This window comes from Coprococcus sp. AM11-30B, assembly GCF_027674365.1.
Taxonomy (GTDB): Bacteria; Bacillota; Clostridia; order Lachnospirales; family Lachnospiraceae; genus Allocoprococcus; species Allocoprococcus comes.
Map to the genome: position 1 here is coordinate 25,330 of NZ_JAQDVB010000003.1, position 19,504 is coordinate 44,833.

22 protein-coding genes and 1 pseudogene are annotated in these 19,504 nt (G+C 40.5%); 3 read left to right on the plus strand and 20 right to left on the minus strand.

Features of this window, described 5'->3' with window-relative positions; translation table 11 throughout:
- Window positions 1-70: 70 nt before the first annotated feature.
- From feoB to PGU50_RS02090, 3 genes are all read right to left on the minus strand, one after another.
- The gene (gene feoB, locus PGU50_RS02080; protein WP_270246064.1) at window positions 71-2,248 is read right to left on the minus strand and encodes a ferrous iron transport protein B; all 2,178 of its coding nucleotides are present in this window, start codon (window positions 2,246-2,248) and stop codon (window positions 71-73) included.
- A gap of 49 nt (window positions 2,249-2,297) precedes the next feature.
- The gene (locus PGU50_RS02085; protein WP_055260881.1) at window positions 2,298-2,516 is read right to left on the minus strand and encodes a FeoA family protein; all 219 of its coding nucleotides are present in this window, start codon (window positions 2,514-2,516) and stop codon (window positions 2,298-2,300) included.
- Between the two features lie 74 nt (window positions 2,517-2,590).
- Window positions 2,591-2,800 (minus strand): FeoA family protein, encoded by a 210-nt coding sequence (locus PGU50_RS02090; RefSeq protein WP_022220531.1) that lies wholly within the window; start codon window positions 2,798-2,800, stop codon window positions 2,591-2,593.
- Between the two features lie 297 nt (window positions 2,801-3,097).
- On the opposite strand from PGU50_RS02090, the gene PGU50_RS02095 reads away from it, so the two are divergent.
- The gene (locus PGU50_RS02095) at window positions 3,098-3,463 is read left to right on the plus strand and encodes a metal-dependent transcriptional regulator (protein ID WP_008374860.1); all 366 of its coding nucleotides are present in this window, start codon (window positions 3,098-3,100) and stop codon (window positions 3,461-3,463) included.
- A gap of 129 nt (window positions 3,464-3,592) precedes the next feature.
- On the opposite strand, the gene PGU50_RS02100 is transcribed toward PGU50_RS02095, so the two are convergent.
- From PGU50_RS02100 to PGU50_RS02160, 13 genes and pseudogenes are all read right to left on the minus strand, one after another.
- Window positions 3,593-4,369, minus strand: a complete 777-nt coding sequence (locus PGU50_RS02100; protein ID WP_270246065.1) for an ATP-binding protein — start codon at window positions 4,367-4,369, stop codon at window positions 3,593-3,595.
- A 180-nt stretch (window positions 4,370-4,549) separates the two neighbouring features.
- The gene (gene rplT, locus PGU50_RS02105) at window positions 4,550-4,906 is read right to left on the minus strand and encodes a 50S ribosomal protein L20 (protein ID WP_117556230.1); all 357 of its coding nucleotides are present in this window, start codon (window positions 4,904-4,906) and stop codon (window positions 4,550-4,552) included.
- Window positions 4,907-4,940: 34 nt separating this feature from the next.
- Window positions 4,941-5,138, minus strand: coding sequence for a 50S ribosomal protein L35 (gene rpmI, locus PGU50_RS02110; protein ID WP_022220532.1), 198 nt, complete (start codon window positions 5,136-5,138; stop codon window positions 4,941-4,943).
- A gap of 33 nt (window positions 5,139-5,171) precedes the next feature.
- On the minus strand, window positions 5,172-5,666 hold the full coding sequence (gene infC / locus PGU50_RS02115; protein WP_270246066.1) for a translation initiation factor IF-3: 495 nt from the start codon (window positions 5,664-5,666) through the stop codon (window positions 5,172-5,174).
- A 350-nt stretch (window positions 5,667-6,016) separates the two neighbouring features.
- A complete protein-coding gene (locus tag PGU50_RS02120; RefSeq protein ID WP_270246067.1) occupies window positions 6,017-8,539 on the minus strand; it encodes a heavy metal translocating P-type ATPase in 2,523 nt (840 codons plus the stop codon).
- 91 nt (window positions 8,540-8,630) lie between these two features.
- Window positions 8,631-8,939 carry a metal-sensing transcriptional repressor gene (locus PGU50_RS02125; protein WP_117833980.1) on the minus strand — a complete coding sequence of 103 codons (309 nt, stop codon included), beginning with the start codon at window positions 8,937-8,939 and terminating at the stop codon, window positions 8,631-8,633.
- Window positions 8,940-9,164: 225 nt separating this feature from the next.
- A complete protein-coding gene (locus PGU50_RS02130) occupies window positions 9,165-10,523 on the minus strand; it encodes an RNA-binding domain-containing protein (RefSeq protein ID WP_118198424.1) in 1,359 nt (452 codons plus the stop codon).
- 114 nt (window positions 10,524-10,637) lie between these two features.
- Window positions 10,638-11,435 carry a carbon-nitrogen hydrolase family protein gene (locus PGU50_RS02135; RefSeq protein WP_270246068.1) on the minus strand — a complete coding sequence of 266 codons (798 nt, stop codon included), beginning with the start codon at window positions 11,433-11,435 and terminating at the stop codon, window positions 10,638-10,640.
- A 161-nt stretch (window positions 11,436-11,596) separates the two neighbouring features.
- Entirely contained in the window at window positions 11,597-11,749 is a 153-nt protein-coding gene (locus PGU50_RS02140) for a hypothetical protein (protein WP_173824579.1), read from the minus strand.
- A gap of 308 nt (window positions 11,750-12,057) precedes the next feature.
- Complete coding sequence (locus PGU50_RS02145) at window positions 12,058-12,492, minus strand: NUDIX hydrolase (protein WP_195250758.1); 435 nt, start codon at window positions 12,490-12,492, stop codon at window positions 12,058-12,060.
- A complete protein-coding gene (locus PGU50_RS02150) occupies window positions 12,486-12,674 on the minus strand; it encodes a hypothetical protein (RefSeq protein ID WP_147326313.1) in 189 nt (62 codons plus the stop codon). Before PGU50_RS02150 ends, PGU50_RS02145 begins: the two co-directional genes overlap by 7 nt.
- A gap of 117 nt (window positions 12,675-12,791) precedes the next feature.
- Window positions 12,792-13,268, minus strand: a complete 477-nt coding sequence (locus PGU50_RS02155) for an adenylate kinase (protein ID WP_270246069.1) — start codon at window positions 13,266-13,268, stop codon at window positions 12,792-12,794.
- 284 nt (window positions 13,269-13,552) lie between these two features.
- Window positions 13,553-13,774 (minus strand): annotated as a pseudogene (locus PGU50_RS02160) (AAA family ATPase); the annotation flags it as partial.
- Window positions 13,775-13,984: 210 nt separating this feature from the next.
- On the opposite strand from PGU50_RS02160, the gene PGU50_RS02165 reads away from it, so the two are divergent.
- Complete coding sequence (locus PGU50_RS02165) at window positions 13,985-14,185, plus strand: aldo/keto reductase (RefSeq protein ID WP_179976194.1); 201 nt, start codon at window positions 13,985-13,987, stop codon at window positions 14,183-14,185.
- Between the two features lie 83 nt (window positions 14,186-14,268).
- On the opposite strand, the gene PGU50_RS02170 is transcribed toward PGU50_RS02165, so the two are convergent.
- Both PGU50_RS02170 and PGU50_RS02175 read right to left on the minus strand, forming a co-directional pair.
- The gene (locus PGU50_RS02170) at window positions 14,269-14,682 is read right to left on the minus strand and encodes an EamA family transporter (protein WP_117556244.1); all 414 of its coding nucleotides are present in this window, start codon (window positions 14,680-14,682) and stop codon (window positions 14,269-14,271) included.
- A gap of 35 nt (window positions 14,683-14,717) precedes the next feature.
- Window positions 14,718-15,056, minus strand: coding sequence for a winged helix-turn-helix transcriptional regulator (locus PGU50_RS02175; RefSeq protein ID WP_008374833.1), 339 nt, complete (start codon window positions 15,054-15,056; stop codon window positions 14,718-14,720).
- A 539-nt stretch (window positions 15,057-15,595) separates the two neighbouring features.
- On the opposite strand from PGU50_RS02175, the gene PGU50_RS02185 reads away from it, so the two are divergent.
- Window positions 15,596-17,764 (plus strand): TaqI-like C-terminal specificity domain-containing protein, encoded by a 2,169-nt coding sequence (locus tag PGU50_RS02185; RefSeq protein WP_330672437.1) that lies wholly within the window; start codon window positions 15,596-15,598, stop codon window positions 17,762-17,764.
- A gap of 74 nt (window positions 17,765-17,838) precedes the next feature.
- Here the strand turns inward: PGU50_RS02185 and PGU50_RS02190 are convergent, their stop codons facing one another.
- Together PGU50_RS02190 and PGU50_RS02195 are read right to left on the minus strand one after the other, a co-directional pair.
- Entirely contained in the window at window positions 17,839-18,567 is a 729-nt protein-coding gene (locus tag PGU50_RS02190) for a restriction endonuclease subunit M (protein ID WP_117556247.1), read from the minus strand.
- 25 nt (window positions 18,568-18,592) lie between these two features.
- Entirely contained in the window at window positions 18,593-19,459 is an 867-nt protein-coding gene (locus PGU50_RS02195; protein ID WP_117556249.1) for a DegV family protein, read from the minus strand.
- Window positions 19,460-19,504: the final 45 nt, after the last annotated feature.

Here is a 19,504-nt window from a genome sequence, read left to right on the forward strand (position 1 = left end):
TCTTTCTTTTACACTGGAAGCCGGACACAGGCTTCTGCATCCGGCTTCCGCCTTAAAGTTCTTATAAATCTTATGCGTTTACAGAACGTTTTGAATAAACTTTCTGATTTTTATACGGATCTGGTCTGAACAGCATGAAAAGGATTACGATAAGGAAAAGGAATCCAACTGCTGTACCAACTCCGAATGCTCCGCCTGTTACGAATGAACCGATCTGATATACACAGAGGCATACGATGTAAGCGAAGATGTTCTGGAAGAGAATTGCGAACCAGAACCATTTTCTTGACTGCATCTGCTGTGCCATTGTAGCAATTGCTGCAAGGCAAGGAGAATCAAGAAGGTTGAACATCAGGAATGTAAATGCTGCAATTGAGCTTGGGAACCAAGATGCAACACCAGCTGCTACGTTCACTGCATCTTCTGTATCACCAGATACATTTGCAAGTACACCCATTGTTGAAACAATTGCTTCTTTTGCTGTAAATCCAGAGATAGAAGCTGCTACCGGCTGCCACTCGCCAAATCCAAGTGGTGCAAAGAGCGGTGCGATCACGCCACCAATCATTGCCATAAGACTGTCTGCGCTGTCTTCTACCATGCCAAAGCTTCCGTCTACAAATCCGAATCCGCCAAGGAACCACATTACGACGCAGGCAAGGAACAGGATTGTTCCGGCTTTGATGATGAAGCCTTTCAGTCTTTCCCATACATGAAGGAGAACTGTCTTAGCCTGTGGAATATGGTACTGTGGAAGTTCCATTACGAACGGTGCCGGTTTTCCTGAGAACGGTTTTGTCTTCTTCAGAATGATCGCAGCCACAAGTACTGCAACAATTCCAATGAAATACATAAGCGGTGCGATAAATGAACTTTCCTGATATCCTGCTACTTCACCGGAAATAACACCACCCATCAAAGCGATAACCGGAAGCTTAGCTCCACACGGGATAAAAGTTGCTGTCATAATTGTAAGACGTCTGTCATTATCCTGTTCAATAGTCTTAGAAGCCATGATTCCAGGAATACCGCAGCCTGATGAAATCAGAAGCGGGATAAAGCTCTTTCCCGAAAGTCCGAAATGTCTGAACACACGGTCCATGACGAATGCGATACGAACCATGTATCCACAGTCTTCAAGGATAGACAAGAAAAGGAACAGAATCGCCATCTGTGGAACGAAACCAAGAACGGCTCCAAGGCCACCGATGATACCATCAACAACAAGTCCCATAACCATGTCACCGGCACCAATCGCTGAAAGTGCGCTTGTTGCTGCATCCTGAATTGCTACTACAAATACATCATTTGTCCAATCTGTTACAAAGGTACCGACTGTCGTTACAGAAACATAATATACGATCCACATTACCAGCATAAAGATCGGGATTCCGAGGAACCGGTTGGTAACGATACGGTCGATCTTGTCAGAAGTTGTAAGTTTTTCTTTTCCCTTCTGAACAGTTGTTGAAACAATCTTCTGGATGAATTTGTAACGTTCGTCTGTTACAATACTTTCCATATCATCGTCATGTTTCTTTTCAAGAGCTTTTCTCTGTGCTTCCACCGTCTGGGCTGCCGCACCGGAAAGTTTCATGCTCTCTACTACCTTGCTGTCGTTCTCAAGGAATTTAACAGCGTACCATCTCTTCTTCTCTTCTGAAACAGAATCCGGAAGAACACTCTTAACTTCTGCCACAGCACCTTCCAGTTCTGCCGAGAAGATATCTTTCGGAAGATCGATTTCTGACTTCTTAGCAACTTTTACTGCTTCATCAATCAGTTTGTCAAGTCCTTCACCTTTCAGCGCAGATGTCTCGATGATCGGACAGTCGAGTAACATTGAAAGTCTCTTCACATCAATCTTAATTCCTCTCTTCGCAAGAAGATCTGCCATATTCAGCGCAATAACAACCGGAACACCTGTCTCGATCAGCTGAGTTGTCAGATACAGGTTACGTTCAATATTGGTTGCATCCACCAGATCAATGATCACATCCGGATTTTCTTTCAGCACATAATCACGGCTGACAACCTCTTCCAGTGTATATGGAGACATTGAATAGATACCCGGAAGGTCAGTTACGATAACTTCTTCCTTTGTCTTTTTACTTTTTAATTTACCCTCTTTTTTCTCTACAGTAACCCCTGGCCAGTTACCAACATACTGGTTGGCTCCTGTGAGTGCGTTAAACATGGTAGTTTTACCGCAGTTCGGGTTTCCGGCAAGTGCAATTTTAATTGCCATTCCTTTTTACCTCCTTGTTGTACTACTCTCATGCATAATTATGTATATGCTATTTTACCTGCACACACTGTGCATCATCCTTTCTTACTGTAAGTTCATATCCTCTTACAGTAATCTCAACAGGATCGCCGAGAGGCGCAACTTTTCTGATGTACAGCTCGCTTCCTTTTGTTATGCCCATGTCCATAATACGGCGTTTGTAAGCTCCGTCTCCTTCAATCTTGGTCACAACAACAGTGCTTCCAACCTTTGCATCACCTAAAGTCATTGTTGTATATCTCCTTTCCTTTAAGCTTCGTAATACAGAATATATATACAGCGGACCCGCCGACCAGCCAGAGGCTAGATCATAATATGCCGCGCCATATCAGAATTAACCGCAACACGTGAATCCTTGATGTTCACGATCACGTTACCACCGATTGCAGAAACAACTGTAATCTCTGCACCTGCTACAAATCCGAGATTCGCAAGGAATCGCCTTGTTTCTTCATTTCCACCAATTCTCTTGATCTCATTTACTTCACCAATATTCGCCATCGTTAAAGGCATAATCCCTACCTCCTGTTCTTTTGCGTATTTGGAATTTCGAATGATAATTTTTTTCATTACCAACTTCGGTTCAATAGTTAGTATATGCTAACATTTGTGCGTTGTCAAGTGTTTTTTTAAGTTTTAAAAAACCTTTGTTTTTCCTTTCTCATTTTTACTGTTTAATGCTTACTTTTAATAGTTATAACTTCTACTTTTGCACAAAAAGCGCATTTACAGAACAATATTATTTGAAAAAAAATACAATCCATGGTATCCTATAAGGTATAAGAATGAATAGTGAGGTGACCGGAATAAATGGCTAAAAATGAATCATCCGAAAATTATCTTGAAGCAATATTGATGTTAAGTAAAAAATTACCTGTCGTACGCTCCGTAGATATCGCAAATGAACTTGGTTTCAAAAAATCAAGCGTCAGTATCGCCATGAAGAAACTTCGTCAGGAGAATCATATTACCGTAACAGATGCAGGTTTTATCTATCTGACCGATTCAGGAAAAGAGATCGCGAACATGATCTATGAACGGCATGAATTTATTTCAAAATGGCTGATCGAACTCGGTGTCCCAGAAGAAATCGCTACAGATGATGCCTGCCAGATGGAGCACGTGATCAGCAGAGAAAGCTTTAACGCAATCAAAGAATATGTACGAACACATTAGTAAATGCGTCAGAAAAGGCCGAAAAGTTTATAACTTTTCAGCCTTTTTCTTTGCCCTTTTGCAGACTCTACAAATTTACCGCAACATATTTCATATGCTGTTTTCCGTAATGAAATTACTTTACTGATATTATTCATCAAGGATCTGTCCGTCAAGCGATAAGGTCACGACCTGCCACGGAATAAATTTACCGCTTTCCTGAAGCGCTTTCTTAGCCGCCAGCTCAAGTCCGCCACAACAAGGTACTTCCATCCGCACAATCGTCACACTCTTAATATTATTATTCTTAATAATCTCCGTCAGCTTCTCCGAATAATCCACATTATCCAGCTTTGGACATCCGATCAAAGTCACATGCCCTTTAATAAAACGATTATGAAAATCTCCATAAGCATAGGCACTGCAGTCTGCGGCGATCAGAAGCTTCGCCCCGTCAAAATACGGTGCATTTACCGGTGCAAGCTTAATCTGTACCGGCCACTGGGAAAGCATACTCTTATTCACACTTTTCGCCGTCTCCCTGCCTTTCTCTTCGCTCTCCGCATTCTGCGTACTTCCCCCTCTGTTCATCATACGCATACGGGATCCAGGACATCCCCCTGCAAATGGTTTTACCGGTGCTTTCGGTCCTTCTCCCGCATTCTGCTTTGCAGCCTCTTCCTGCTGCTTTTTAAGCATATTCTGCTTCACAGCCTCCGCATCATAAGCCGCCGCCTCACGCTCTACAAAATGAATGGCATCCACCGGACAATTCGGCAAACAGTCTCCCAGCCCGTCGCAATAATCATCTCTCATCAGCTTTGCTTTCCCATTTACCATAGAAATAGCCCCCTCATGGCAGGCCTTTGCACAAGCTCCACACCCGTTACACTTCTCCTCATCTATCTGAATAATTCTACGAATCATATTCCTTTATATCCTCCTATTCGAAAAATTTGTATTCCTTTAACTTTACCAACTTATTTTAGCTTACAACCGCATTCTATTCTGTTGTTATAACAACAATCCACGTAAAAAAACCTTGCGGATTCTCTCCACAAGGTTTTCCCTCTTCTCTCAAACTCTATACGAAATCGTCTGATTTAATTATGCAAGTGCCTTTTTAGCAACTTCAGCTACAGCTGCGAATCCAGCTGCATCATTAACTGCCATTTCAGCGAGCATCTTTCTGTTCATATCTACACCGGCAACTTTAAGTCCGTGCATAAGCTTGCTGTAAGAAAGACCATTCATTCTTGCAGCTGCGTTGATACGAGCGATCCAAAGCTGACGCATCTGACGTTTTTTCTGCTTTCTTCCTGCGTATGCTGATGTAAGGGCTCTCATTACAGACTGTTTTGCAACTCTGTACTGTTTAGAGCGAGCTCCTCTGTATCCTTTAGCCAGTTTTAAAGTTCTATTGTGTTTCTTCTTAGCGTTCATTCCGCCTTTAATTCTTGCCATTACTTAATCCTCCTTCTATCTTTCCTGCCAAATCTTAGAGATATGGTAAAACTTTCTTCATGTTCTTTACATTTGTAGAATCTGTGATAGTTGACTGTCTAAGATTTCTTTTTCTCTTAGTAGACTTCTTTGTTAAGATATGGCTCTTGTAAGCTTTGTTTCTTTTAAGTTTACCTGTAGCTGTTGTTTTGAAGCGCTTTGCAGCAGCTCTATTTGTTTTAATTTTTGGCATGATGTTTTCCTCCTTAATATAGATAATTTATTTTTAACGTTTTTCAGTTAAAACCATGCTCAGGATTCTGCCTTCAAGTTTTGCCGGCTTTTCAATGACAGCAACATCTTTCATCTTCTCAGCAAAATCGTCAAGAATATGTTTACTCTGCTGCATATGAGCCATCTCTCTACCACGGAAACGAAGTGTAACCTTTACTTTATTTCCTTTTGAGATAAATTTTCTAGCATTATTCATCTTCGTGTTCAGGTCGTTGGTGTCAATATTTGGTGAAAGACGCACTTCCTTAACCTCGACAGTTCTCTGTTTTTTCTTTGCTTCTTTTTCTTTTCTTGCCTGTTCGTATCTGTACTTACCATAATCGATAATCTTACAAACCGGCGGTTTCGCTGTCGGAGCGATTTTAACCAGATCCAGTTCCGCTTCCTGTGCCAGCTTCATAGCCTCTCTTGCTGACATTATTCCTAACTGTTCCCCACTCTCGCTAACCACGCGTACCTCTCTGTCGCGGATTTGTTCGTTAATCATTAAATCGCTAATTGTTGTGCACCTCCAATAAATAAAAAATAGTGAATAGCTGCAGACTATCCACTATCTATTGCATACAATACTTATATTCGGTATTATAAATTCAATATCAAACCGTTAGTCGCCCGATTGCGCTAAGGTGAGAGTGGATACTCTTCTTTGTTGTTCGCTTTACGCAAGTTATAATTTACCACAGATTTTATATGGTGTCAACACTTTTTTTATTTTTTTATGAACCATTATTTTGATTGTTTTTTTCATAATAAATCAATCAAAATAATGGTTTTCTCCATGTTTTTCTTCTTTATAGTATTGTAATTTCTAACAATCTTTATTTTTCAGACTTAAACCTACTCAATCCCTGTCACCTTGTAATCTTTGTCTTCAACAGCTTTTTTCAGTACCTCATCAGCTACTTCTGCCGCAAGTGTTACTACCGCTGTTCCATTTTCATGGCTTACTTCTGCCGCCTCTACTCCTTCGATTGCTTCCAGAGTTTTCTTTACGGTTGCCTCACAGTGTCCACACATCATACCTTCGATTTTCATTGTTTTTGTCATTGTCTTTTCCTCCTCTATTTCTTTGACTTTTGACTTTATCTTCTTATCTTTGCTGGCATCATACATTTTAAACCAGTTCAGACGAAGTGCATTGGTTACGACACAGAAGCTTGAAAGACTCATAGCTGCTGCGCCAAACATCGGATTTAATTTCCATCCGGAGATTGGATACCAGATACCTGCTGCAAGCGGGATTCCGATCACATTGTAGAAGAATGCCCAGAACAGGTTCTCATGGATATTTCTTAAAGTTGCTTTACTCATACGAATGGCTGCCGGTACATCACTTAAACGGCTTTTCATCAGAACAACGTCTGCTGCATCGATCGCGATATCGGTTCCTGCACCAATCGCAATTCCCATATCGGCTCTGGTAAGTGCCGGCGCGTCATTGATTCCGTCACCAACCATGGCAACTTTTCCTTTTTTCTTTAATTTCCGGATAACGGCTTCTTTTCCGTCCGGAAGAACGTCTGCGATGACTTCATCTACACCCGCCTGACGTCCGATCGCTTTTGCGGTTCTCTCATTGTCACCGGTCAGCATTACCACATGGATTCCCATATTCTGCAGTTCTTTGACTGCCTTTGGACTGTCCTCTTTGATGACGTCTGCTACCGCAATGATTCCGATCAGCTGATCTTCTTTCGCAAAGAACAAAGGCGTCTTTCCTTCTGCCGCCAGATCTTCTGCCTTTTTCAGCGTTCCTGCATCCACAGAAGTCTTTGTCTGGATAAATTTCTTATTTCCACCATAAATCGTCTTTCCTGCAAGAACTGCGGAAAGTCCGTTTCCAAGTACTGCCTGGAAGTCTTCTACTTCCTCCGCATCCAGTCTGCGCTCTTGGGCTTCCTGCAAAATTGCATGTGCCAGTGGGTGCTCGCTCTTTCTTTCCAGTGCATAAGCAAATCCCAAAAGTTCTTCCTCCGAGATACCCTCTGCCGGTATCATATCCGTTACTTTCGGTTCCCCGCTTGTGATGGTTCCGGTCTTGTCCAAAGCTACGATCTGCATTTTACCGGTCTCTTCCAGAGATACCGCCGTCTTGAACATGATTCCGTTCTTTGCGCCCATTCCGTTACCAACCATAATGGCAACCGGTGTGGCAAGTCCCAGTGCGCAAGGGCAACTGATAACGAGTACGGAAATACCTCTTGCCAGTGCGAATCCAACACTCTGACCTGCGATCAACCATACGATAATTGTAATCACTGCAATCGTAATAACCGCCGGCACAAATATCCCGGATACACGGTCTGCAATCTTTGCGATCGGTGCTTTGGTTGCCGCCGCATCACTGACCATCTGAATGATCTGTGAAAGTGTGGTATCTTCCCCAACTCTGGTTGCCTCGCATTTGAGGAAACCGGACTGGTTCATGGTTGCAGCAGATACCTTGTCACCTTCTGCTTTATCAACCGGAATACTCTCTCCGGTAAGTGCTGCTTCATTGACTGCACTGGTTCCTTCCAGCACGATACCGTCTACCGGTATATTTTCACCCGGTCTTACTACAAAGATATCGCCTTTTTTCACCTGATCGATGGAAACCTCTGTCTCCACACCATTTTTCAGGACAACAGCTGTCTTCGGAGCCAGCTTCATCAAACTCTTTAATGCATCTGTTGTCTTTCCTTTGGAATGCGCTTCCAGCATCTTTCCGACTGTGATAAGCGTCAAGATCATGGCTGCTGATTCAAAATAGAACTCATGCATATAAGACATGACGCCTTCCATATCCATCTTCATCTGTGCATCGGTCATTGCAAACAATGCATAGGTGCTGTATACAAAGGATGCCCCTGATCCCAGTGCAACCAGAGTATCCATGTTCGGTGCACCATGAAGGAGTCCCTTAAATCCATTGATGAAGAACTTCTGGTTGATCACCATGATAATTCCGGTAAATAACAGCTGGATCAGTCCCATTGCTACATGATTGCCAGCCAGAAATCCCGGCAGTGGCCAGTTCCACATCATATGACCCATGGAAATGTACATCAGTGGAATCAGAAAACACAGTGATGCGATCAGACGACGCTTCATAATCGGTGTCTCCCTGTCTTTCAGGGCATCCTCGTCCATTGCTGCGCCCTTTTTGGCTCCTGCATCTGCTCCTTTTACCGAAGCACCGTATCCTGCTGCCTCAACAGCCGCAATGATCTCCGACTGGGATGCGGTCCCTTCTACTCCCATGGAATTCGTCAGAAGACTGACCGAACAGCTGGTAACTCCCGATACCTTCGATACTGCCTTTTCCACTCTGCTGCTGCATGCCGCACAGCTCATTCCTGTTACTGTATATTGTTCCACAAAAATCCACCTCACTTTTTGGCTTTATCTGCCATTTTTATATTGTAAAAATTTTCCTGCGCTTTTCACCTGAAAATCTATAACAATCCTGTTATTTCATCAGTTTCTGAAGCGTTACAACCAGCTCATCGATCGTCTCATCTTTTCCCTCGCGGATATCCTCTGCCACACAGGTACGGATATGATTCGCCAGAAGGACTTTATTAAAACTGTTGAGCGCCGCATTGATTGCCGACACCTGAATCAGAATATCCGGACAGTACGCATCTTCTTCTACCATACGCTTCACACCTCTGACCTGCCCTTCAATCCGGTTCAGGCGGTTGATCATGTCCTTGTATTCCTTTTCAGAACGCTCTTTCGTCTTATGACAGTGACAACATTCTTTCTTTTCTTCCATGCGTCTCACCTCTTATCTTTCCTCTTTACGAGGGTCATTATATACCCCATCAGGGTATATTGCAAGAAGAATTTTTCTCATTTTAAAATTTTATATATACAACAATGAATGCATCCTGGCACGTAGTATCTTTTACTTAACAGAAATTTTCTCAAGATTTCCTATGAAAGCCAAAAGAGAACCTGCAAGCTTTTCATCCACAGGTTCTCTCGTATTGTTTCTATTTTAATATTTTTGAAGTGTATAATAGGTGCTTCTCGCTTTTCCATTCCGTTTCAGGAAATTCTTTTCCACAAGTCCTCTTATCACTCTTGCTGCAGTTGATGCACTTACTTTAAGCAGACTCACAACATCGTTCTTTGTAAAATCCTCACAATTTTCGGCATACTCCAGAACTTTTTCTTCCTCATCGCTTAATTTCTGTGTATCCTCCTCATCCGTTTCTGGATTCTTTTCATCCTTCACTTCCGACTCCGGCGTATCTGTTTTTTCACATAGCACATTGATATTCGGTAATACAATTTTAAAAGTATTTCTCGTCGTCTCAATAACAGGTTTTTCTGCCATATCAGCGTAAGCCCCTATAATCTTACTGATTCCAGTACCATATGCTTCGATTAAATGCAACCGGTAAAAGACATTTGCAAGATCCGGATTTCTGCATATAGAAATACCTGCCATCACATCCTCCAGCTCAATTCCAGGCATCAATCCTCCGATTGATATAAATTCCATCCGGTCTTCATAAATACTGATCAATGCACTTGCACTAAACGCATAATCCCTGTGAACCAGCAAATTTAACAATGCTTCTCTGACAGCGATTTCAGGATAATCCCTGACATCTATCCGCAGCAACTTTTCAATTGTTGCATGTGTCTGATTATGAAAATCAATATAATCGTAGACATCATTCATCTGTTTCATCAATGCCCCTGAAAATTCTCTACGGTCTTTAAATACCGTCTGATCCTTTCCCTGAAAAACAGCTACTTTAATCGTGTGTACACACTGATCCGATAAAAGCATTGCAAGATTACTGTAAAGTCCATCCTTATCAATCAGTTTCAATGTCCGCATCTGCTGTATCCCAAACTCAACCTTACGAAGCTGAAATTCTTTCTCTGCCACTTCAAAAGTCAGTTCCTGATTCAGACTACGCATAGATTCAAAACGATCTCCATCTGTCTCTTTAATCATCTGGCGGATTGCCGCATCTGTAGCAGGAACAGCTGAATATCCCTGTCTGACATAGACTCCTTCTGGTCGCATTCCTTTTTTTGCAATATAATAAGGGCGATCCGTTCCACGTTGAATATCTACAACAACAATCTTTTTTCCATCTTCTTCTAATGTCTCATAATGTAAAAACATTGTGATATCCGGTTTGATCGCATCTCTGACCATATTACTGATCTGCAATGCAGTGCCATCTGGATTATCAAGACCAACTACCGTACCATCATCCTGTACACCAATATATAACTTGCCACCATTACAATTTGCAAAGGCAATAATTTCTTTTTTTATGTCATCAACTACTACTTCTTTAAGCTCTACTGTTTCACTTTCCCGAAAAATCATTTTATGCCCTCCTCAAATCATATAATATATTTATATTATATACAATCGTGTCAATTGTGTCAATCGTGTCATTTTTTAATGCAAGCAATCATATTTTGACACGATTCCGCCACATTATACATAAAACTCTTTTCTCCTAAGCCGAGTATAAGGTCTTTTCTCCCGCACTTTCCCGGATTTCTCCAAGTTAATATCCACATACACAATCTGCTCTGTGTCATCTGCCCGGGCAAGAATCTCTCCATTTGCATCGACAGCCATAGACTCCCCAGCAAAATCCATCTCCCCTTCCACCCCAACACGGTTACACATTGCGATCGCCACACTGTTCTGAAATGCCTGTACACGTACCTCCCATTCAAACTTTTCCGAAGGCTCTGCTTTGGTATTCACCGTCGGGATCAAGATCAAATCTGCCTCCTGCAGGCTTTCCGTCCGGATGCTTTCCGGGTAATGTCTGTCAAAACATACCACAATCCCGATCTTTCCGAATTCCGTGTTAAAGACATGAAATCCATCATCTGACGGGGTATAATAATCCTGCTCATAAAACTGCTCTACCTGCGCAACATGCACCATTTTCTGTATTCCTATGACTTCTCCACTGCGGTCGATCAGAATACTCGCATCGTATGTACCATTTGCTTCCCGCAGATATAAGTTTGGCACTGCCATAATCTGATGCTTTTTGCAGGCATCACAGAATTTTTTTACAATCTCATCTTCTATAGATACGGAATAACTGCTTACATCCCTTCCTAGATATTGCGGAAAAAATTCCGTAAGCTGCACTTCCGGGAACAGCACAAGCTCTGCTCCCTTTTCTGCTGCTTCTGCAATCGCATGCAGACTTTTTTCCATATTCTTTTCTACACTTCCCGAATTTGACATTTGTATCATCGCAAGCCTCATGTTAAATATCCTCCTTACCTCCTTTTACTCCAAAATCAGATATTTCTTCTTATCTGCTGAAGTAAGATTTTTTCCGTTAAGCAAAAAACGAACAGCGAGTTACCTCTTCACGATTTTTGTCGTTACAAGCGGCAACTCCCTGTCTTTTATCTTCTTACTGTTTATTTAAAAGAAACATTCTCAATAATCACCTGATCAAACATCCTATGAAGTACTCTGCCCTGTTCATCTTCTCCGTTTCCATTCTGATAAACATTTGCTGCATAAACATCATACAAAACTTCTGCTCGCTCCGCATCATCCAGTCCATTCAAGAATTCTGCGATTCCTTCATAAATGGCTCCTGCCAGATCTCCTTCCTGCGGATTATTTTCAACATACCACTCATAGTTTGTCTCGTTTTGTTCCTTCGCACTTTCTTTCTCTTCATCTCTTTTTCTCCCTGTTCATTACACTTCACCTTTAAATAAAAGCGTAAGCTTATTATACCCCCGGTAATTTTCGTCAATTTCTTATTATTTACAAGGCAAAAAGATTTACCACGGAATATTCTTCCATTGTAAAAGAATCCCGATTTCCTATATCGTAAGACAGGATCGCATATCTGCATGCAGCTACATTATCAAACGTGCCCTCTTCTTGCCGCTTCTTCAATCAGCTTCGGCTGAATTAAAGGATATGTCCAGTCTTTTATCAGTTCATCGCATATGACAATTTTCTCAATTTCACTATGTATCTCTTCAAATGAAAAAATATCTGCCACATAAAGCATTCCAAAGGTCTCTTTTTCTTCATCTTTGTTGACTCTCGTTTTCCCTTTTACGGAATATACGCAAACTGGCTCGATCTTAAAGTCCACCGCTCCTGTTTCTTCTTTTAATTCTCGATTTGCCGCTTCTTCAATGGTCTCTCCTGCTTCTCTGTGTCCTCCAGGCACTTCGTAGGTATCCCTTTCTTTGTGTTTGCAAAATACCCATTTTTCGCCAGTTCTGGCAATGATTACAGCAAAATCTAATTGCGAATCTTCTATTTTGTCATAAAATCTGACCTCTAGCATATTTCTTCCTCACAATTCCATTCAAGCATAAATTCTTCTATGTATGTCGTCATGAATTTTTCTCTTCTTTCTGCAATTTTTCTGGCACTATCCGTATTCATTAAATCTTTCAGTAAAAATAATTTTTCATAAAAATGATTGATCGAAGTCGTAGTTCCATTTTGATATTGTACTTTATTCATCCCAATCCTTGGAAGAATATCAGGATTATACATTTCCCGGTTATGATTTCCTCCATACGCAAATGCTCTCGCAATACCGATTGCTCCAAGCGCATCAAGTCGATCTGCATCCTGAACTCATTTCCATGCATCTATCTCTTCCCGCGATTTGAATATAATAATATTTTTATTCTTATATTTTCTTAACATCTCATTGATTTCCGGTATTTCATCCCTTGAAAAATTGATAATAAAATCTCTGAATTCTGCTGACAGTTCTTCTTCCTGCCATGGCATATCTTCTCTTTCACTTCCAATACGCCCTTCCGCGCCCGCAAGACACACATTTGTTGGCAGATCTAAAAAGAATACCGTATCACATTCTTCAAAACGCCTTTCAAGTGTTCTTCCATAATTACCATCGATAATCCATTCTTCCTGCTTTATAATCTCAGATAATTTTGCATCGAATTCCTGCTTTGTTATCGTTGTCCTGTCCGGCTTATGCCAGATCATATCAAGATAATACAATGGAAGTCCTGTTTTGTCTCTGATTTTTCTTGCAAATGTACTTTTCCCCGCACCGGGACACCCAAGTATCAGAACTTTTTTCATATTTATTTATCTCCTAATCCTTTTCCTAATTAAATGTTAGACTCGTTGATTCATTTTTTATTTTTGAAGTTTATAGTCATCATACACCGTTAAAGAAGCCAAACTCAGTATATCACAAATCCCCAGCGGCATTCCCCCACATATCTACTCTGGACATATGAACCATTTCCTTCATTCCGTACATATATCCGCCACTATACCATAAAATAAGCGAGCAAAACGAAATATTATAGCAATCTGATGCATGAATAATTTTAGAATCCTGTAATAAAACTGCACTTTTTTTAGAGTTGTTCAATCTTACATTCATGTTCCTTTGTCTTGCTGTTATAACTGATTCCAACAGCAAGAATGTGTCCTGTATATTCCTTTCTTTCTGCTGTTTTTCCCTGAAACCGCAAAGCGTACTCTTTTTCTTTTATCTGCGCAATTGCCTCTTCCGGCTTATGATCTACTTTCAGTTCCAGTATCATACAATCCTGATCATATCTGATTGGATAAAAAATATTTTGAATCTGATCCACATTATATCGGATATAAGTAAACACCGTCTTTCTTTTTTCTAACATTACGCCGTCTTTTAATTAGTCTTAACTAATTTCATTATATATAACCTCTTTATCCTGGCTTTTCAGCTCAATTCTTCGACATAAAATGTCACCTTCGCATGGGGACCATTTGCGGAAGGACGCAACGATATATTCACCAATCCGGTTCTGACAAAGATTGATGAAAAATACGGAAAAACTGCTGCACAGACAGCCCTTCGTTTCCTCCTTCAAAATGATGTGGTTATCATTCCGAAATCTGTTCACAAAGATCGTATGCAGCAGAACTTTGACCTCTTCGATTTCACACTGACCGCAGAAGAAATGGCAGAAATTGAAGTTCTGGATGGTGGCGAAAACTTCCATTAATAATTACAGTTTTCATATATCCTCCAACTATCGAATTATATACCCTTTTTATTTCACCAAATCTGTCCGATTTAATTAAAAATTTATAACACCATTATCAATGTACCTGCTCCTATCAAAATACAGCCAATGAGTGATTTTGTAGTAAACTGTTCATGTAAAAACACAAATGCCAATATAAGTGTGATTACCACACTCAGTTTATCTATTGGTACAACCTTTGATGCATCCCCCATTTGTAAAGCTTTATAATAGCACAGCCACGAAGCTCCTGTTGCTAATCCAGATAAGATTAAAAAAATCCAGCTTTTCTTACTGATTTCTGCCAGTCCATTCTGCGCATGAGTAAGAAAGACCATGCCCCATGCCATGATTACTACAACAATGGTTCGGATTGCAGTTGCCAGGTTGGAATTCACTCCTTCTATACCTATCTTGGCAAGAATTGAGGTTAACGCAGCAAATACCGCTGATAAAACAGCAAATATCATCCACATAATAACACCTTCTTTTCACACAAAATAAGAATTGATCATTTCACCAATCTGTTCTCTTCTCCCCAAATGCAAAGTTGATCCAGTACAGTCATCAATGACTTCCCTCTTTCTGAAAGGCTGTACTCCACCTTCGGCGGGATCTGCGGATATTCCGTCCTGATAATCAGGCGGTCTTTCTCCAGCTCTTTGAGATTGGTACTGAGCGTTTTGTCGGAAATAGTTTTCAGATACCGTTTTAATTCATTGAACCGTACCGTTTCAAACTCCATCAGACAGTATAGAATAACCATCTTATGTTTGCCGGAAATCAGGGACAATGTATAGGCAAATCCTGTATCTTCAAAATTTGCATTTTCGATATAGTTCTTTATCATAACACTTTCTCCTTAGATAGTACCTGTCTTTTTTGTTAGTACTTGAATTTAAAAATTGCTTGTATATAATTATAAGCAGAATAAATCATACTGTCAAATAAATTTCAAGGAGAATTTATTATGAGAGCGAAACTAGTTACTATTCACAGTTAATGTCATTTACTTAGGAAAATTTCTTATCAGAAAAGGAATTTTCCTTTTTTTACCTGTAACTCAAAAATCTCTTGACATTACATCAATTCACCTTCCAATAATCAGCATGAGTCAAACAATCGTCCAGTCCAAATTTGAATCCTTTTAAATTAATATTGCTTTCATTCGTATCGCCGTATATAATATTTATTATATGATACTTATTGACACGCCGAACACTGAAAACGAAATAAAATGATATGAACACGCCATTTTATGGGAGTTTGAGGTGTTCGAGGATTGCAGGAATCGCTTCGCAATGGAGCAATCCGATTACACCAGTGAGCGGCAAAATTTACTTTTGACACTCACATCATTATTATACAAAAAAAGGAGTCTGCACGACTATGGATTATATTTCTGTAAAAGAAACTTCGAAGAAATTCCATTTATCTGAACGCCGCATACAAAAACTCTGCGAAACCAACCGGATTGAGGGTTGCAAAATGGTCAGCGGCATCTGGTTGATCCCTGCCACGGCCATCAAACCTTCCGATGAGCGAATGACGAATTCCCCGAAAGATTCCGATTATCTCTCTTTAAAAGAATTATGTGATATACTTTCCATTTCGACCGCAACCGGGCGCAACTGGATCAAGCTTGGCAAACTTATTCCTGAATATACGGATAAAAGAAAGCCTTATTTTACAAAACAATATACCGAAAAGTTGAAAGCCGAATTGCAATCAGGCAAAAATCAATCACTGAAAAGCAGACGTAACAAGAAATTTGTCTGTGGAAATTCTCTTTACAGCGCCTATGTTTCTGAAAATTGTCAGAATATCGAACCACTGCAGCAGATTCTCCGAATTGTAACCAATGAATCCATTGCTCTTTCATCGGATGTGATTCAATATTTCATTGCTGACTGTGCCCTGCATTTGCTCGCCCAAAAATATGATCTTTCTTTCAAGCATGAAAAAGCGTTGCTGAGCAGATTTTTAAAAAAAGAAATCACCCTGTCTCTATACGACGAACTGATCTATGCTTTGATTGCAGATTCCGAGCATGCTCTGCTTTTCTGTGAAAAATATTCTCCGCTTTTTGATTTTGATTATGTATACGAACCTGCTGAAGATATTCTTGGTCTCATTTACATTTCCTGTAAAAATATCGGCAGCCGCAAAGCAACCGGCTCCTACTATACGCCTACCAAAATCGTCAAAAAGCTGATTGAGAAGCTGGATATTGCATCAGATGCCAGAATTCTGGATCCCTGCTGTGGAACTGGAAATTTTTTATTGCAGCTTCCAGCACATGTTCGTTTTGACCAGATTTATGGCAATGACACCGATACAATCAGTGTAAAAATCACCCGGTTGAACATGGTTTTGAAATATGACATTCTTTCTGTCAAAACTCTGTACGAGCATATAACCGAAGCCGATTATCTTGCATCTGATTTAAAAGCTTCTTACCAGTATATCATCGGCAATCCGCCATGGGGATATGAATTTTCCGAGTCGGAAAAGGAAAAGCTTCGCAAAAACTATCGGACTGCTTCCGGGAAAAATATAGAATCTTATGATTTGTTTATTGAAAAAGCACTACGTAATTTGTCCATAAACGGACAACTCTCTTTTATTCTTCCAGAGGCAATACTTAATGTAAAGGCACATACACCGGTCCGTACTGCCATTATGGAAAGTAATTCCATCCGATATCTTAATTTTTTGGGAAATGCCTTTGATAAGGTTCAGTGTCCCTGCATTATATTGCAGCTCATTCACACCGGAAAGCCACTTTCGACAGTCGGAATGGAAGTATCCGACTGTAGTCACTGTACAACCATTCTGACAAACCGTAAAATTTCAGCCGAATATTTCAGCTTTCATACAACGGATGCTGAATATCAGCTGCTTGAAAAAATTCGGCATATTCCTAAAACAAAATTCCTTGCCGGAAACGCCGATTTTGCTTTAGGAATCGTAACCGGAAATAATAAAAAATATATTTCTTCCGTGAAAAACAAAGATAACGAAGTTATTTTAAAAGGCTCCGATATCTTTAAGTACCATACTAATCCGAACTCAAACTATATCGTGTTTAACCCACAGAATTTTCAGCAGGTAGCACCTATAGAAATGTACCGTGCGCCAGAAAAGCTTTTGTATCGTTTTATCAGCAGCCAGCTTGTCTTTGCTTATGATGATAAACAAACACTTTCTTTGAATAGCTGCAACGTGGTCATCCCCAAGCTTGAAGGACTGCATATAAAATATATTCTTGCCATCCTTAATTCCAGAATTGCACAGTTTATTTACAAAATGGAGTTTCACTCCGTGAAGGTATTGCGTTCTCATATTGAAAATATTCCGATTCCGGATGTTAATGCCGGCATGCAAAACAGTATCATCCAAGCTGTCGAACCACTAATTAACGGACTGCCTCCTGAGGAAGCACAAATTGCCTACGAGCAACTTGACCAATTGATTTTTAAATTATTTAATCTTACCTCTAAAGAGCAGGATATCATTAAGCATGCAGTAGATGGAGAAAACAAATTTCTGTTCTGACAAACATAAAACCAGAGATATTCCTGGCTTCCCCTATTCAACAATAGGATTGCCAGGTCTGCTCTGGTTTTTTCTTATCTTCCTTTCTTCTTAACGACATTAAGGACATCTTTTTCAGCAACCCAAAATGGTCTTAGCTCCTCTTCTGTCATAAAAACCTGGCCTTCAAATACATCTGCTCCCGCAATTCCTGTATTTTCATTCCTATGCTGAGATCCAAGCTTTCCTGTTCTTTGAAGTTCCTCACTTGTAAGTACCCAATAAATCAGCTCATCACGGCAAACACCAATCCAGATAAACACATCACAGCATGATGGCTTCAACTGCTGATAATGATACTTAAACCCATTTGCAATTGCTTCTGAATGCAAATACGCTCTGCTGACAAGACTTCCACCCGCTTTTGTATCATTTGCCCTACACGCTTTAACTTCTACTCTTATTTCAGGAATCCACAGATCAAATTCTCCATCAAAATCAGGATAAACCGAAACCATATTCTCTTTTGTCGCTTTTACAAAAGCCGGAAACAATTTTAAAATATGCTGCTCACCCCAGGTTTCTCCGAATGTTCTTGGTACCATCTCAAACAAATACAGATATTGGTTTCTTTTCATATAACTTTCATATATTTCCTGATACTGTTCATATGTAATTGCCTGAGCATTCATCAGATACATCAAAATTCTGCTTTCCGCACTAAATGGAAACACTGCATTTTCCTGACTAAAAGCTTCTAAAACTTCAGCATCTGCTCCCGCCTGTTGCAGTAGCTCTTTCAATTGTCTCCGTAATTCTTTCATTTGTATGCCTCGTCTTCACAAAGTCTTATCTCTTATTCCCCATACAGAACACAGCCACAACCCCCGGACCTGTATGTGACCCAATCACCGTTCCAATGCAGTTAATCAAAATATTGTGGACTCCCATCTTCTTCTCCACCTGTCTTGCCACAAATTCCGCATCTTCTTTGCAGTCACCGTGTGTGATCATCACAATATCATTATCCCAACCTTCGGACTGCTTCACTGCCATATCCACGATATGCGTCAGTGCTTTTTTCCTTCCACGCTCTTTTCCGATAACCTTCAATTCGCCGTGATCGTCCATGTGGATGATCGGCTTGATCTGGATCATCGTTCCAACGATCGCAGAAGCCTTTGATACTCTTCCACCTCTATGTAAATGGAATAAATCATCAATCGTAACGTTGTGCATGATGTGAAGCTTGTTCTCCTCCACCCAGGCAGCCACTTCTTCCAGACTCTTTCCTGCACGCTTTAACTGAACAGCTTTGTACACAAGAAGTCCCTCACCCATGCATGCACAAAGCGAATCAATTATAATCAGCTTCTGCTCTGGATACTCTTCCTGCAATTCTTCTGCTGCCATCCGGATACTGTTATAAGTTCCGCTAAGTCCTGACGAAAAAGCAATATATAAAATATCCTTTCCCTCTTTCAGATACGGTTCCAGTGCTTCTCTTGCCTGCTCCGGATTGATCTGAGAAGTAGTCGGCATCGACCCTGCCCTGACTTTTGCAAAAAATTCTTCCCCGGTAAGTCCAATCATATCCTCATAAGACTGTCCATCGATCAGATAAGTAAGAGGAATATATGGAACCCCAAGCTCCTCGGTCAGGTATTCCTTCGGTAAATCCACTGTGCTGTCTGTCATGATCATATATTCACTCATAAGTGTGTCCTCCTTCATCCCTTTAGGGATTTATATATTACTTAT

Coding starts and splice junctions, on each gene's coding strand:
- feoB (WP_270246064.1), bottom strand. CDS start 2,248: ATGGCAATTAAAATTGCACTTGCCGGAAACCCGAACTGCGGTAAAACT.
- PGU50_RS02085 (WP_055260881.1), bottom strand. CDS start 2,516: ATGACTTTAGGTGATGCAAAGGTTGGAAGCACTGTTGTTGTGACCAAG.
- PGU50_RS02090 (WP_022220531.1), bottom strand. CDS start 2,800: ATGCCTTTAACGATGGCGAATATTGGTGAAGTAAATGAGATCAAGAGA.
- PGU50_RS02095 (WP_008374860.1), top strand. CDS start 3,098: ATGGCTAAAAATGAATCATCCGAAAATTATCTTGAAGCAATATTGATG.
- PGU50_RS02100 (WP_270246065.1), bottom strand. CDS start 4,369: ATGATTCGTAGAATTATTCAGATAGATGAGGAGAAGTGTAACGGGTGT.
- rplT (WP_117556230.1), bottom strand. CDS start 4,906: ATGGCAAGAATTAAAGGCGGAATGAACGCTAAGAAGAAACACAATAGA.
- rpmI (WP_022220532.1), bottom strand. CDS start 5,138: ATGCCAAAAATTAAAACAAATAGAGCTGCTGCAAAGCGCTTCAAAACA.
- infC (WP_270246066.1), bottom strand. CDS start 5,666: ATGATTAACGAACAAATCCGCGACAGAGAGGTACGCGTGGTTAGCGAG.
- PGU50_RS02125 (WP_117833980.1), bottom strand. CDS start 8,939: ATGGAAGAAAAGAAAGAATGTTGTCACTGTCATAAGACGAAAGAGCGT.
- PGU50_RS02130 (WP_118198424.1), bottom strand. CDS start 10,523: ATGATTTTTCGGGAAAGTGAAACAGTAGAGCTTAAAGAAGTAGTAGTT.
- PGU50_RS02135 (WP_270246068.1), bottom strand. CDS start 11,435: ATGAGGCTTGCGATGATACAAATGTCAAATTCGGGAAGTGTAGAAAAG.
- PGU50_RS02145 (WP_195250758.1), bottom strand. CDS start 12,492: ATGCTAGAGGTCAGATTTTATGACAAAATAGAAGATTCGCAATTAGAT.
- PGU50_RS02150 (WP_147326313.1), bottom strand. CDS start 12,674: ATGAATAAAGTACAATATCAAAATGGAACTACGACTTCGATCAATCAT.
- PGU50_RS02155 (WP_270246069.1), bottom strand. CDS start 13,268: ATGAAAAAAGTTCTGATACTTGGGTGTCCCGGTGCGGGGAAAAGTACA.
- PGU50_RS02170 (WP_117556244.1), bottom strand. CDS start 14,682: ATGTGGATGATATTTGCTGTTTTATCAGCGGTATTTGCTGCGTTAACC.
- PGU50_RS02175 (WP_008374833.1), bottom strand. CDS start 15,056: ATGATAAAGAACTATATCGAAAATGCAAATTTTGAAGATACAGGATTT.
- PGU50_RS02185 (WP_330672437.1), top strand. CDS start 15,596: ATGGATTATATTTCTGTAAAAGAAACTTCGAAGAAATTCCATTTATCT.
- PGU50_RS02190 (WP_117556247.1), bottom strand. CDS start 18,567: ATGAAAGAATTACGGAGACAATTGAAAGAGCTACTGCAACAGGCGGGA.
- PGU50_RS02195 (WP_117556249.1), bottom strand. CDS start 19,459: ATGAGTGAATATATGATCATGACAGACAGCACAGTGGATTTACCGAAG.